General features: G+C 62.0%; 10 protein-coding genes. 1 reads left to right on the forward strand and 9 read right to left on the reverse strand.

Translation table 11 applies throughout. The annotated features are described in order from the left end of the window. Positions 1-116: 116 nt before the first annotated feature. The 3 genes from H035_RS0112665 to H035_RS0112675 are packed head-to-tail and all read right to left on the reverse strand — an operon-like array spanning position 117 to position 3,101. Positions 117-938, reverse strand: coding sequence for a glycosyltransferase (locus tag H035_RS0112665; protein WP_022949344.1), 822 nt, complete (start codon positions 936-938; stop codon positions 117-119). Beyond that, positions 926-1,966, reverse strand: a complete 1,041-nt coding sequence (locus tag H035_RS19625; protein ID WP_161624029.1) for a glycosyltransferase family 2 protein — start codon at positions 1,964-1,966, stop codon at positions 926-928. The genes H035_RS0112665 and H035_RS19625 overlap by 13 nt, the downstream gene beginning before the upstream one ends. Further along, positions 1,959-3,101 (reverse strand): class I SAM-dependent methyltransferase, encoded by a 1,143-nt coding sequence (locus H035_RS0112675; RefSeq protein WP_022949346.1) that lies wholly within the window; start codon positions 3,099-3,101, stop codon positions 1,959-1,961. The genes H035_RS19625 and H035_RS0112675 overlap by 8 nt, the downstream gene beginning before the upstream one ends. On the opposite strand from H035_RS0112675, the gene H035_RS0112680 reads away from it, so the two are divergent. Beyond that, positions 3,100-4,185, forward strand: a complete 1,086-nt coding sequence (locus H035_RS0112680) for a glycosyltransferase family 2 protein (protein ID WP_022949347.1) — start codon at positions 3,100-3,102, stop codon at positions 4,183-4,185. The two genes, H035_RS0112675 and H035_RS0112680, sit on opposite strands and share 2 nt — an antisense overlap. On the opposite strand, the gene H035_RS0112685 is transcribed toward H035_RS0112680, so the two are convergent. The 6 genes from H035_RS0112685 to H035_RS0112710 all read right to left on the reverse strand — a co-directional run bounded on the left by H035_RS0112685 (position 4,182) and on the right by H035_RS0112710 (position 14,172). Then, complete coding sequence (locus tag H035_RS0112685) at positions 4,182-5,231, reverse strand: GNAT family N-acetyltransferase (RefSeq protein WP_084684911.1); 1,050 nt, start codon at positions 5,229-5,231, stop codon at positions 4,182-4,184. The two genes, H035_RS0112680 and H035_RS0112685, sit on opposite strands and share 4 nt — an antisense overlap. Next, positions 5,149-9,381, reverse strand: a complete 4,233-nt coding sequence (locus H035_RS21430; RefSeq protein WP_022949349.1) for a glycosyltransferase — start codon at positions 9,379-9,381, stop codon at positions 5,149-5,151. The genes H035_RS0112685 and H035_RS21430 overlap by 83 nt, the downstream gene beginning before the upstream one ends. A 10-nt stretch (positions 9,382-9,391) precedes the next feature. Beyond that, on the reverse strand, positions 9,392-10,603 hold the full coding sequence (locus tag H035_RS19635) for an ABC transporter ATP-binding protein (RefSeq protein WP_022949350.1): 1,212 nt from the start codon (positions 10,601-10,603) through the stop codon (positions 9,392-9,394). Beyond that, a complete protein-coding gene (locus tag H035_RS0112700) occupies positions 10,600-11,424 on the reverse strand; it encodes an ABC transporter permease (RefSeq protein ID WP_022949351.1) in 825 nt (274 codons plus the stop codon). Before H035_RS0112700 ends, H035_RS19635 begins: the two co-directional genes overlap by 4 nt. 112 nt (positions 11,425-11,536) lie before the next feature. Beyond that, positions 11,537-12,496 carry a peptidylprolyl isomerase gene (locus tag H035_RS0112705; protein ID WP_022949352.1) on the reverse strand — a complete coding sequence of 320 codons (960 nt, stop codon included), beginning with the start codon at positions 12,494-12,496 and terminating at the stop codon, positions 11,537-11,539. Between the two features lie 116 nt (positions 12,497-12,612). Then, positions 12,613-14,172 (reverse strand): hypothetical protein, encoded by a 1,560-nt coding sequence (locus H035_RS0112710; protein ID WP_152486024.1) that lies wholly within the window; start codon positions 14,170-14,172, stop codon positions 12,613-12,615. Between the last annotated feature and the right edge of the window lie 84 nt (positions 14,173-14,256).

A 14,256-nucleotide genomic window follows, 5' to 3' on the forward strand; every position in this document is an offset into this window, starting at 1 on the left:
GAGAGAGCGCTTCGGAACCGTTCGCAGCATGGATGCTGCGATTCGAGCGTACATGGAGGTATTTACAGCGTGTTCCGGAGCGCTCTCTCCGGCTCCCCTGCAAATGTCAACAGAGCTTACACCCATCGCCAGCCGTGCCGATTGAAAAACCGCCATCCCGAGCGCACGAACCATCGCCTATGGCGCCAACCTTTGCGCGCCGCATCGCCGCCCAGATGGGTGACCCGGAAATCAGGCGCATAGGCGATTTGCGTTCTTTCCCGCGCTCGGAGGGCAAAATCGAAATCCTCGAAATAGAGGAAATAATCGGGACAAAAACCACCGGTCTCCTGCCACACCCGGGCGCGCATCAGCAAGCAACACCCGCTGACCACCTCCAAATCCGTGCGCGGGCGGTTCCAGTCCAGATCCTGCATTTCGTAATCGGCCAAATACTTGGCGAAGCGGTGTTTCAGCCGGGCGGGCGCGAAGCCACGCAGCCCCAGGACCGAGACGCTGGGATAGCGCTTGCACAAATACGCCGGGCGGCCCTGGTCGTCCACGACCCGAGGCACGACGACACCGGTCCGGGGATGCCGGCGGAGATAAGCCAATCCCCGGATCAGGCTGTCCGGCTCCAGGAAGACATCCGGATTCAGGATCAGGCGAAAGTCCCCACCGTCGGTCGCGACTTCGTTGTGACCTTGAGCGTAACCTCCGTTGCTAGAGCGCCGAATCAGGTCCACTGCCATTCCGGCCGCTTCGAGATGGCCGATCAATGCCGCCAGCTCGGCCCCGTAGTCACCCGCCGAACCGTTGTCCACCACGACGACTTTCACCGCGCTCACCGCCTCGGCGGCCACCGCGCGCCCCCCCGCTTCCCGAAGGCACGTCAAGGTTTGGGTCAGTACCGGCAACGGCGAGCAGTGGACGACCACCGAAACGATCAGCCGTCCCACGTCACCTCCGGCGCGGTTTCGGGTCGCTTCGGCCGCCGGCGGATGCGCCAGGCGCGATACAGTCCGGACCAACGTTCCATGGTATCGGTCACGGTCGAGGCCGGATCGCGGACGACCGCTCGCCGTTTTTGCAATACCCCGGGCAATCCCCGCAGGGCGTCCCACTGGGCTCGCAGGACCGTCTTGGCTTGACCCCGGCGCCAGGCGTTCAAAAGCAAGCCCAGGTTCAGGCCGATATGGCCGGGCAGATGCTGCCACAATAAGCGACCGGGGGTATTTTTGAAATAACACCAAACCAAATTCCGATAGCCGTGATAGACGGAAAAATCGCTGCGGTGGCCGGTGGAAGCGGAACCCACGTGATAGACGACCGCCTCGGGGAGATAAAAGCATTTGCGGCCGGCCAACTGCAAGCGGAAGCCCAGGTCCACGTCCTCGAAATAACAAAAGAAGGTTTCGTCGAACCCTCCCACCGCCAGGACGTCTTCCCTTCGGTACAAGGCCGCCGCGGCGCAAGGGGCGAAAATCTCCCCCGGCGCCAAATGCCCGCGCGCCTCGGGAAGGCCGAAATCCCGCCGCCACGCCCAACCGGAGGGGTGATAGCAGTCGCCGGTACCGTCCAACCGGCCCGGGTCGCCGAAGCGCCGCATCCGGCAGCCGTAGGCGCTGTAACCGGGATGGGTCTCGATCCCGCGCCAGAATTCCTCCAGCCAGCGCGGGTCCGGCACCGCGTCGGGATTGAGAAGCGCCACCCAGGGGGTCGCCACTTCTTCCCGCAAGGCCAGGTTGTTGGCGGCGGCGAATCCCAAATTGGCGCCCATTCGCCGCAGCCAAATTTCGGGAAAACGGCGCGCCGCTTCCTCGGCGGAACCGTCGCCGCTGCCGTTGTCCATCACCACGATTCGGGCCGGCGCCACGGTCTGGCCCCGGAGCCCCTCCAGCACCTTGAGAAGATATTCCCCGCCGTTCCAGTTGACGATCACGACCGTCACCGAAGCCGTCGCTTCGGCGTGTTTCGAATCAGACACGCCGCGCCCCGATCGTAAAGCCATGGGTGCGAAGCGAAGATTCGTCCCCTTCTCCGCCTTCGACCAGTTTGCGGATGAATACCTCGCCCGCCGGCGTCGGGGGAACCACCTGACGTTCCAATATCTCGATCGCCAATCCCGCCTCCTCGCACATTTCTCTGAGTGAACTTTCGGTAAACCAACGCAAATGCGTGACGCAAGTCAGTCCATACGGCAAATAATCCCAGCGTCCCTGCGCCAAATCCCGCACCAGGGACCAATGACCGGCGTTGGGAACGCTCATCAGCAAGCAACCATCGCGATTCAGCCAGCCGGCCAAGCGATCGACCACCTTCCAAGGATCGATCAGGTGTTCGAGGATATCCCCGCAGACGATGCAATCGTAGCGGCAGTCCGCCTCGAAGGTCTCCACCGCACCCACGTGCACGCGCCCATAATAGGGCAAGGCCTCCTCGGCAAGCGCCGCGGAAGACTCCACCCCGGTCAAGTCCGCTTGCCTGGCTAAAGTATGCAGCCAGCGTCCCAATCCGCCGCGGCCGCATCCCACATCCAGGATCGTCTGAGCGGTAGCCGGAATCCGTCCCCAAAGATCGGCGCGTTCCATCCCGGCATAATTTTCGAATCGATGGACCAGCGCATTTTCGGCCAACGTCACCTCGGCGGGCCAGGCGAAATCGCCAATCCGCGAAGCGGATACGGCCTTTTCCGGGTACAGCATGATACATCCGGAATCATAAGGGGTTCGAAGCAACGTGGCCGATGGGGTCGGTCGCTCCGCGACCCGCCCGGCAAGCTCGAAGAAGGTGCTCACGGTGGTGTAAACCCCCGGCAAATCGGCCCTCTGCGGTGGATTGGCAGTGCTATTATACAGCGGCACCGCCGCCCCACCGCCTTCCTGCAAGACCTTGAACATATTCTCCGCCGCCAACCGCGAAACGACCAGTTGCGGATCGGTCTCAAACAGGACACAATCACTCGATTCCAGCTTGGGGAGCCGCTGCGTCCTTGGATGGTACTCGCGCCAATCGGCCGCATTCAGCTCGCGCCGGCTCAACCGCCGACAAAACCGATGGGCAAAGGCGATTTCCGCCACCGCCGAGGGCTCGGGCCGCGGCCATAAAACTTGAATCTTCATGCAAACCCAATCAAAAAATCATTCGACCGAAACCACCGCCATCAGCGTCAACTACCATACCGAATCCCTGCTGGCGGGCCTTCACGCCTCCCTGTCCTGGCAAGACGCCGTCGCCGAACTGATCGTCGTCGACAACAGCGGCACCCTATCTCGCTCCGTCTCGACGACGGGATCCCATCCTCCCATCCGAATGCTTTCGCCGGGAGAGAATCTGGGTTATGCCGCCGCGGTCAACCGCGCACTTGAACAAACCCGAACACGCTGGGTCCTGCTTCTCAATCCCGACGCCCGGCTCTGCCCGAACGCCCTGGAACGCCTTCGCGAGACCGCCGCCGGCACCCGGACTCCCCTCTGCGGGCCACGGCTCTACTGGGACGACCAGCGGCGTTTTCGCATGCCGCCGGCGCCCGGGGATCATCCTTCTCTGGCCACCGCTTTCGACGCCGCCGGTCGCCAGCGGATCGAGGCTACCCTGCTCGATCACGCCTGGCAAATCCGGCACCAGCATTTCTGGCGGCAAACGCAAGCTTTTCCCGAACCTTTCCTGTCCGGCGCTTGCCTGCTGCTGGATCTGGATTGGTTCGAGAAAACCGGCGAACCGGTGTTCGACGAACGCTTCTTTCTCTACTACGAGGATACCGATCTTTGCCTTCGCTTACTGCAGCGCGGGATATTTCCCCGCGTCGCACCGGCCGCCGAGGCGATCCATTACTTCGATCAAAGCCCCGGTCCCTCAACCGGCAAAGCGGAACTGCTGGCCCGCGCCCGGCGCCAATATTATCGCAAGCATTTTCGCGATTTGCCGCCCCCTCTCCCATTGGACTTCGATCCGTCGCCGGCCCCGCCGGATCTCGGGGAACGATCGAATCCGCCGGTCTTCGCCGTCGCCGCCAGCGACTCCCCGGTGTATCTGGAACTGGCTTTGAACCCCTGGTTCGTCCCGTTTATTCAAACTCAAGTCACCGGGCCCGAATATCTCCTTCCAGCCCCCGTCTGGCGGCGCTTGGCGCCGGGACGCTATTTCGCCCGAGCGCGCGATCCCGAGGGGGAGGTCTGCGGACGCTGGAGCTGGGCGAAAGTTTAAAACAAATCGCCGTCTCCCATGGTGTAATACAGATTCGCCGCGGCCCATCGCCCATCCAGATCCGGGCTAAAGGAGCGCCCGGTGGGAATGATGCCCAAAGGTTCGGGCCGGGGCTCGAATCCCGCCGCTTGGAGACAGCGCCGGGCGGGATGATTGGCGGGCACCCATGTCCTGATACACCGCCATCCCGCCCGGTGCCATTCCCCGATAAGTCGGCGAAGGAAGCGCAGGGATTCCGCGTTCCCTTCCGGCAAGATCAAATCCACCAGGATGCCGGTATCGTCGTCCTCCGCGGCGGTCACCGCCATGCCTTTGAGCGCGCGAGACCAAAATTTGCGCAGGCCGTAGACCCGGTAGCGCCGGCGCGGATGGTCGAAATACCGCCATTGGACGAAGCGGCGATCGCGCCGGACCCAGAACGGATAAATCCGGTCCAGCTCGGCGGCCATGTGATCCAAGCGTTCATCCGCCCGGACCATGAGATCCGCCCGCGCGGAAATATTCCAGCTCGCCGAAGGGGACAGTTCCAATTCGAGGCAGGCGGCTTCGGCCAAGCGGCCGTAACGCAAGGTCCGCCGCCCCAGGCGGAAATGCCGATCCCCCGGAAAGCCGTACAGGAAAATCGCTTTGCCCGGCCCGCAATAGGTTTCGATAAACGCGTCCACGGTGCGGACATAGACGCCCCGCCGTCCGCCCAACAACCCGCGATAGGCGGGATGGGACATATTGTCCCAGAGATGGACGATCTCCACCGTATTTCCCCGCAGCGAGGCCGCGCAGGGCACCCCGCCGAACATCGCCACCAACCGGCCGGAGCGATGTTCGGCCACCATCGCCCGATGACCGAATTCGCCGTGATACTTCCACTGCCAGACCGCTTCTTCGAGGGTCCCCCCGAAAGCAGCCCGCCATAACGCCAAGGCCTGTTCCCGGTCCGCTTGGTTGAGCGGCCGGAGGAGGCACTCAGGCCGCCGACTCGCGGATAGGGGCGGCAAACTCGAACCAAGGCTTTTGAAGTCGGGGCGCATCGGCGATGGAAAAGTCATAGCGATCGAGAGTCAGATTGGGATTGTACGACGGATCCCGGTGCAACAAACTGCCCCAGCGTCGCTGCATGATCCGAATTTCGCGCTGAAAACGGGCCTGCTTGGCCGCGGTATCCTCGGGGCCGCGGGTGGCCGACTCGTGATGATAGAGTTCGGCGAAAGGCGTCCAGACATTGGAATAGCCCTGTTGGCGAATCTTGAGGCACAAATCCACATCGTTGAAAGCGACCGCCAACTCCCCCTCGTCGAATCCGCCCACCTGTTCGAACACCTGCCTGCGCACCACCAAGCACGCGGCGGTCACGGCGGCCAGAAACTGGGGCAAGAGATTGCGTCCGAATTGACCGGGATGATTGCGCGGCATCCCCCACCAAGCATGGCCGGCTATGCCGCCCAACCCCAGAATCACGCCGGCGTGCTGAATCCGCTCGTCGGGATAATAAAGTTTGGCGCCCACCGCGCCGACTTCGGGACGCACCGCGTAGGCCGCCATTTCCCGCAGCCAATGAGGAGAAATGACTTCCACATCGTCGTTGACGAAACCGAGCAGTTCACCGCTGGCCTCTCCGGCAGCGAAATTATTGATGGCGGAAAAATTGAAGGGGGCGTCGTAGCGCAATACCCGAACTTGCGGATGTTCCGCCAAGGATTCCAGATAGCGCAGGGTCTCGGGGGCATCGGATTGATTGTCCACCACCAGCAGTTCGAAGTCCGGATAATCGGTCTTTTCCAGCACCGAATCCAGGCAGCGCCGCAGCAAGTTACCCCCGTTTCGGGTGGGAACGACGAGGGAGACCCGAGGAGCGGGATCGGGCAGCGTCGGCTGGATACGGCAAAATCCGCCCAGCCAGGGCTTCACCGCTACCTTTTCCCCGCACCGTTGGAAGTGGTCCCTGACCACCCGCACCGAAGCCTCGCGAACGTACTGCTTTTCCCCCGTGGCCAGCGCGGTGGACCCCGGAATCGCCCGCCAGTGATAAAGCACATAGGGAATGTGCCGGATCTGTCCGGGTTTGAGGCGCTCGCTGACGCGCAAGGCCAAATCCCAGTCCTGACTGCCCTCCACGCCCTGGCGAAACCCGCCCGCTTCTCGCACGCACTCGGTCCGGTACACCGAAAGATGGCTGAGATAATTCTGTCCGCAGAGCAGAAGTGGGTTCCAATCGGGCTTGAAATAAGGGTCGTAACGCTTGCCCTCGGCGTCGATCTTGTCCTCGTCGGAATAGATCAAAGCCGCGTCCGGGTGTTTATCGATCTCCACCGCCACCCAATACAAGGCATGGGGCGCCAACTCGTCATCGTGATCCATCAAGGCCACGTATTCGCCGCTTACCTGGGCCAAGGCGGAATTGGAAGCGGCGGCGATATGGCCGTTTTCCTCCCGATAGACCACCTTGATCCGAGCATCCCGCCGGCGGTATTCTTCCAGCACCCGCCTCACATGAGACGCAGTGGAGGCATCGTCGGCGATGCACAATTCCCAGTTCGGGTAGAGTTGCCCCAACACCGATTCCAGCGCGCCCCTGAGCCAGTTTTCCGGCGGATTGTAAACCGGCATCAAAACGGAGATCTTGGGTTTTCGGGCAAGACGCCCGATATGCTCCCGGATCGCCGAGATGTCGGCGCTTCCCAGATAATCGAAGCGCGTCAGCCAGACATCGTAGTCTTGCTGCGAACGCGGCGGCGCGGTCAGGGCAAGCTTCAGACCCAAAATGCCCTGATGCCGGTAGACGGACCAGGCCCGGGCAGCCAGATCCCGCCAGCGTGGAGGGTTTGCGGACAGCCCTTTGAGCCGCAGCCGAACGAAAAAGGCGCCGGCCTGGAATACGCCGATCTCGCGCATGGAAAAATCGTCGCATAGATAAGTCCCGGCATGATCGCCGGGATCCAAGCGCAAAGCCTGGACCCGCTCCGGCAAGCGCACCGGCCCCCTGAGGCGCTCGCCGTGATGAAGGTGCCCCAGGGAAAAACTGTCGCGCTCGGTAAAACCATCCCCCCCATCCACGTAAAGCACCGGCCGCAGGGGACCCGAGGCCGATAACTTCCCTTCGATCCAGACCCACCCATGGGGCAAACGGTCGCGGTCGGACCGGAGCTGGAAATGAGGATCGGGACCGCTGCCGCGATAACGCCCCGACGCCAGTTCCTGCAAATCGTTGGCGGGCTGCAATCGTATCCGGTGGCGGCGGTGCCGGTACAGGCGGGCGAAGCGCCGGGCGGCCCGGGAGAACGCCCGCAGGGGCGCGGTAACCCGCCAACTGCTGGATGCCAGGGTCGCCTCGTAGGCGCCACGCCACTGAGCGATCATATTTTCTTGATCGAGAATTCTTTGCTCACGCTCGGAAAGCGCCTGGCGCAACTGGTGTCGTTCGCGCCGCGCCGATTGCAACGATTGTTCCAAATTGCCGGCATGGGCCCGGGTCAACCTCAGCTCTTCATCCAAGCGTTGATGCTGCGCCTCTTGCCGGGCGAGGGTCTTTTCCTGATGCTGGACGACTTCGTTCAGATTATTCGCGTGGGCCCGGGTCAAGGCCTGGGTCTCCCGAACCTCGCGCAGGGCCTGCTCCAACTGCCGGATTCTCTCCTCGGACACGGCCTGATCGAGGCCTCGCCGGGCTTCCTCGAGCATCCGCTGCAAGGTTTCCACCGACCAACGGCCCTGCCATTTGGCCAACAGACGCCGCACGCCTTCCTGCTGCAAGGCGCCGTCGGGACGGATGCCGAAACCTCCTTGGGACAACAGCCGGTAACACGCGGTCACCCGGGAGCAATGATAAAAATCGGTCTGTTCGGCCACCTGCATCCAGAAATCCCAATCTTCATACACGGGAAACGCTTCATCCAGACGGCAACCCGACTTCAACAACGAGCGCTCGAACAAGACACCGTGAATGGGGAGGTAATTATTGCAACACAGCCTCAGCCGATCGAAGGGTTGGTTGAACACATGGACTTCCCGCCATTCTCCGTTATCCTTTTGGAGGCAGCGCACATCGCTGTAGGCGGCCTTCTCGGGACGTTCCAGCAAGGCCGCGGCCAGAAGAGAGACATGCCCGGGCAGCAGCCAGTCGTCATCGTCCAGAAACCCCAGAAATTCTCCCGACGCCTTCTCCAGGCCGGCGTTGCCCGCCGCCGAGCGTCCCCGCCCCGGCTGCAGATCGTGATAATGCAAGGCGGCGAATCGCGGGCGGTAAGCTTGGACGGCGTCGGCCACATCCTCGCCGCCGTCGTTGACCACGATCACCTCCAGATTGGGGTAGGTTTGCGCGGCCAGGGAATCGAGGGCCTCGCCCAGCAAGCGGGGACGGTCCTTGGTGCGCACGATAATGGACACCAGAGGGGCTTTGTCCGCTTCCCATGCCGGCGAAGGCGGTTGAACTTCCGGCTCGGCCGCGGGCGCCGCCGCGTCTGGCTCGGATTCGATCACCGCTCCGCGCCAGTACGGCGTCAGGGTCTCGTAAACCGCTTCCGCGAACGGACGTCCGCCATGGGAGGTAAAATCGTAAAACCCTTCCGCGTAACGGACCTGAGCGGGGAGCGAATAGGTGCGGGCGCGGTTCAGCCCCATGATTTTGTCCGGATAGTCGTTTTCCGCCAGCTGGCTACGGTAAACCGCCATCAAATCGCGTTTTGCCTCGGCCACGGCGGTAATATCGATCAACCGGTCGACGCGTCCCTCGGTACTGATCTCGTAGGCCCACAGTTTCCCCTGGAAGCCGGCCCGGCCGGCCGCTTCCCAAACCGACCGGGCGGTCACGCGGTGGTCGGGATGGTATTCCATCGGCGAGGGGAAAAACACCGTCGCCGGAGCGGCCTGTTTCAGCAGCTCGCCGATTTTCGCTACCAAGGCGGGGGCGGGACGCAAATCCCGGTCCGGTTCGCGCCAGAAGTCGATTGTTTGGATACCGAGCCTTTCCGCCGCCGCCCGGGCCTCGTGCTCGCGCGCCTCGACCAAGGCGGCATCATCGCCGCCGCCCAAGCGTCCGTCGGTGAGCACCACCAGGGTGACCGGTATCCGGTTTTCCTTCGCCAACAACAAAGCACCGCCCATGCCGAAGGTTTCGTCGTCGGGATGGGGGGCGAACACCAGCCAGGGACTGGGTGGCAAAGGGGACACTTGGAAGGGAATCAGATCTTGTTCCAGCAACATAAGCGCTCGATTAAATATTTTCCTGGGGCGGCTGCCAATAGTGTACCATCCAGCACATGCCAACGGCCTTCATCGACTGGCGGACCCGGAACGGCAAACACGACTGGCGGCTATCGTAGACATGCACGCCGCTGGTGTCGATGAGCCATACGTCCAGGGAATACTCTCCCGACAACAGGGGCAAGGCGGGAATCTCGTAGACAATCCCGAACCGGTGGCCGGACAATTTCGCCAGCGCCATCCCGTCCGCCTCCGTACTGGCGCCAAAGCACTGGATGCCGTCGTTGCGCTTGATCACCACCCCCACATGGATATCTTCCAGCGCCACCGTCTCGGATTCGGCGACGACTTCGAGCCGGAAAGGGCCATCGGTGACAAAGCGCGTTTCTCCTTCCGAATCGGTTTCCCCGCCCAGCAAACGCGCGCTTTCGATCCACGCCCGTTTCTCCACCGGCGCCTCGGGCCGGTCGGCGCCGCGGGCGGGATGGCTGAGATCCTGGCGGCGGACGTGATCCTGATAGCTGTCCACCACCTCTTCCGCGGGACCGGCCAAGCGCACCCGTCCATGATCCAGCCACACCACCCGATCGCACAAATGACGTACCTGATAGAGGGCGTGGGAGCAGAACAACAGGGCTTTTCCCCGGCGGCGAAAATCGGTCATCCGGTCCATGCATTTTTTCTGGAAATGGGCGTCCCCCACCGCCAGCGCCTCGTCCACGATCAAAATGTCGGGATCGACGCAGGTGACCACGGAAAACGCCAACCGCACCTGCATGCCCGAGGAATAAGTCTTGAGCGGTTGATGGATGAACGCTTCCAACTCGGAAAATTCGATCACCTCCGGAATCCGGGACTCGGTCTCGGCCTCGTCCAAGCCCAACAAGGACAACCCCAGACGAATATTTTCCAACCCCGAGAAATCCGGATGAAAACCGGCGCCCAATTCGAGGATCGCCGCCACCCGGCCATTCACCTCGAGGGTGCCGGCGCTCGGCTGGATGGTGCCGGCCAGAATTTTCAGCAAGGTGCTCTTGCCGGCGCCGTTGTCGCCGATGATCCCCACCGTCTCGCCGAAATTGAATTCGAAGCTGACCTCGGACAAGGCATGGAAAGGGGTGTGCCGGGGCAGTCTGAGCAGCATCTCCACGAGACTGTCCAGCGGCCGCGCGTAACGCCGGTACACCTTGGTCAAGTGGGTGGCGGTGATGGCGCGGCTCACAGGAAATCCTTGGCCCGATTGAGGGCGCGCTCGAAAAAAATCAATGCCAACACGGCGAGCAAGGCGCTCCCGCCCAACAGCCACCAGAACCCTTCGGGCGGCGGCGCCCCCTCGAGAAACACCGCCCGATACCCCGTTACCAGCCAGTAGAAGGGATTGCCCGCCTCCAGCCATTTCCACTCGGCGGGAATCAGCGTCGGCGGATAGATGATGGGCGTGGCGAAGAAGCACAAGGTCAATACCATCCGGAGCAGTTGGGCGAAGTCCCCCACGAACACCGCCAGCACGCTGGCGATCCAGGCCACGCCCAAGGTCATCAGCAAGCGCGCCAAAACCAGGCAGGGAATCGACACCCACCACACGGACGCACCCTGCCCCCAGCCAAGCACCGCCAGTCCCAACAACCCCAGTCCGATCGTCTCGGTGACGAGACCGGTCAAAACTTCCACCAGCGGCAGCAAATTCCCCGGAAAACGGGCGTGGATGAGCAGCGGCCGGTTGGCGGTGAGCACCCCGGTGCTGCGCTGAACGCTTTGCTGAAAGGCGTCGAAGGGAATCAAGCCGGCGAGCAGATAAAGAGCGAAATGGCCGATCCCGCTATCGGCGTCGAAGCGCACTTTCAACAGATAACCGAAGACCACCGTGTAGACGCTGAACAGAAACAAGGGCTCCAACAGCAGCCACCCCAGCCCCAGCACCGATCCCTTGGTGTGCTGGGCCAGATTGCGAACGGTGAGCTGCGCCACCGCGCGGCGGAAACGCCATCCCTCGCGCAAGGCGCGGCTTGTCTCCTGCCAGCCGGCGAGGCGCGGGAATCTCATGATGGGTCGTGCTTCACGAATGGGCTACAGCGGGGCAAAGGCATGAAGGGGCAGCGAGTTGGTCCAGTGCTAGCACATCAATTGAAACAGGCAAGGCGAATAACAATCCGCCCTACTCTTTCGCAGCCGGCGTCAGCGGCTCGGCCTTCTTTTGGATCGGCTTGGCGGACACATCGACCTTGCCTTCCAAATCCCGAAGTCTTTCATTCACGTACGCATCGAGCAGTTTCTGCTCGACGCCGATATCCTTTTGCCGGAACGAATCCACATACTTTTTCACCCGATCCTCGCGGTAATCTTTTTCCAATTTGGCGACGATGGCTTTTTTGGCCTCCTCGAAAGGAATCTGCTCGGCTGGCTTTTTGTCCCAGACCTTGGCCACGTGGTAACCGAAACGGGTCTCGAACACCTCGCTCACCTCGCCCGTTTCGAGAACGAACACCTTTTTGGAAAACGGCTTGACCAGCTTGTCGGCGGTAACCCAGCCGAGACGGCCGTGGTTGGCCTTGACCGAAGGGTCTTCGGAATATTCGCCCGCCAGTTCGGCGAAATCCCCACCCGCCAAAATTTTCTCGCGCACCTGTTGGGCCAGCTTTTCGGCCTTATCCCGGGGGCGCTTGCCTTTCCATTGAATCAGGACGTGCGACACATCGACCTGGGCGGGACGCTTGAATTCGTCGTAATGGGCCTTGTAGTATTCGCGCGCGGCGTCGGTCATGTCCGGCACCGGCTCGTCGCGGACCGCATCGAGGCGCGCCAAGGCCAGGCGGCGCTGGATGTAATTGTCGATTTCCGCCTGAAGGCGCTTGTCCTGATCCAGGCCCAGCTCGCGGGCCTCCGAGGCCAAGGCGCGATTCAAATACTGATGATAGAGCACCTCCTTGAGACGCTCGGCATCGGTCAGGAGCTTGTACTGCCCTTCCGGGGGGGCGTCGGAAAGATAGACGTCGAAATTGATCAGGGGCACGTTGATCCGGCCGTCGCCGATCACATCGGCGTCCAGATCCACGGCCGCGGCGATCGACCCCCAAGCGAGCAGCATCATTCCCATCCAGAATCCGCGCAAATCCATTCTCCTATTCTCCGTTTCGACTTGTGTCAATCCCAACATTCGTTTTCCGGTCTCACTAAATAGGAAAGGCGGACCGAAGTCCGCCTTTCGTCTCATCAAGACTCAAAGAGTCTTTATCATTGAGGTACACCCGGGCCGATGTTCGGGGTGACGTTCCGCACGAAGCGGTGGTCGATGGTTTCCCCGAAGCTCGATCCCACCGGGTTGTTGCCCTGGAGGGCGGCGAAGCCGATTGCCGGCACCCCGCACTGGCCATTGTGCTGGCCAGTCAGATTGGACCCACCTTCAGACCCATCAGAAACACCGAAGTCAGCAGTGCCATCGCTCAACTGGGTTTCGGTGAAGCAGTACTTGCTGTTGAAGGTCATCATCATCCAGCCGTCGACGAAATCGGCGCCCAACTGGACCGATACCGCTTCGTCGGATCCCAGCACCGAATCGCCGTTGAAGGTCAGGACGTTGACTTCGCGCGGCAATATGGTGTCCGGCGTGCCGATCACCGGAGAGACGCCGAATCCGCCTGGCGCCGGTTCCTGCTCTTCGCGGTCGAACGGACGGGCGGAAATGGCCACGTCAGCGGTCCGGCTTTCAAAGCAAGTATTGGTGCCTTCAGTACCCGGAGTAGTGGAAGTGCTGCCACCGCCGTCACCATCGCAGTCTTCCGTGTATTGGCCGTTGAAGATGCCGTGCTTGCGCATGGGGAAGGTGACCACCCAGTCGGTTCTACCATCGTAGACCGGATCGATGAAGAAATCGTTCACGATCGCGCTCGCCTGCAGCACGTGAGCGACCGGGAACGGGTTGGTGCCGGAAGCCGGGGTATTGGTATCCCCGTCGTTCAAGGTGGCGTCCACCGCCGCCGGCCAATCGGTGATGCTCAAGGCCGAATCGGTCGAGGGATCCACCACCAGGGTGCTGGTCACGTCACCGGAAGCCAGGGACGGCAACAGGAAGTTGGTCGCATCGTCCGGACGGAAGTGCTGGTCGCGGGTGCTCCAGTTGTCGATCGCGGTGGCCTGGGCCACATAGGCGGCGCCAGTGGCGACGTTGAGAAAGATGGAGTGACCGTACAAACCGCCGGTGGGCGCGTCCAAGCCAGCCACATTGTTCATGCCACCCCAGTTGGTGACCGACGCACCGCCCTGACCGCCAGCGCTCACGCCATGGGTATCGGTCCAGGCGTTGGTGACCACCGTGCAGTCGGCCGGCACGCCATCGGATCCATGCTTAAGCCCGCTATTGACGGTCCTATCGCCATCATCCGAAGTACTATTGTTACCGGTCATATCCACCCAGGTATCATCGGGAATCACCCCGACTTCCAAGATCTCAATGTAGCCTTCGCGGGCGTCGGAATCGTCCACGTCCGGATACACGGTGTTCATGGGCCAACCCGAGGTCGGATCGTTCAACACCCCGGTAACCGTGCCGGCATCGGTAGCGAAGGCCACCGGCGCGTCATTGGCGGGCAAGGTGCAGGTGTTGTCGTTGCTGGTCAGGTTGGCCTTGCCGTCCACGTTGCGGATCACACCGGTCCACACGTCGTAGGGCGACATGTAGATATTGAAGTCGAGCACGTCCTGCGAGTTGCCGCTTTCACGAATCCGCAGCTTGACGATCTTGTACTCGTTCTTGGTGTTGACGACGTGAACGTTGGTCTGGAAGTTGTTGTTCACGTTGTAGTACGGATAGATGAGCGCCTGGCCCAACCCGTCCGCGTTCTCGGTCACCGCCTGCGCGCTGCCGGCAGCACCGACCGC

Origin of the sequence: Methylohalobius crimeensis 10Ki, from assembly GCF_000421465.1 — a bacterium.
In the GTDB taxonomy this organism is placed as follows: Bacteria; Pseudomonadota; Gammaproteobacteria; order Methylococcales; family Methylothermaceae; genus Methylohalobius; species Methylohalobius crimeensis.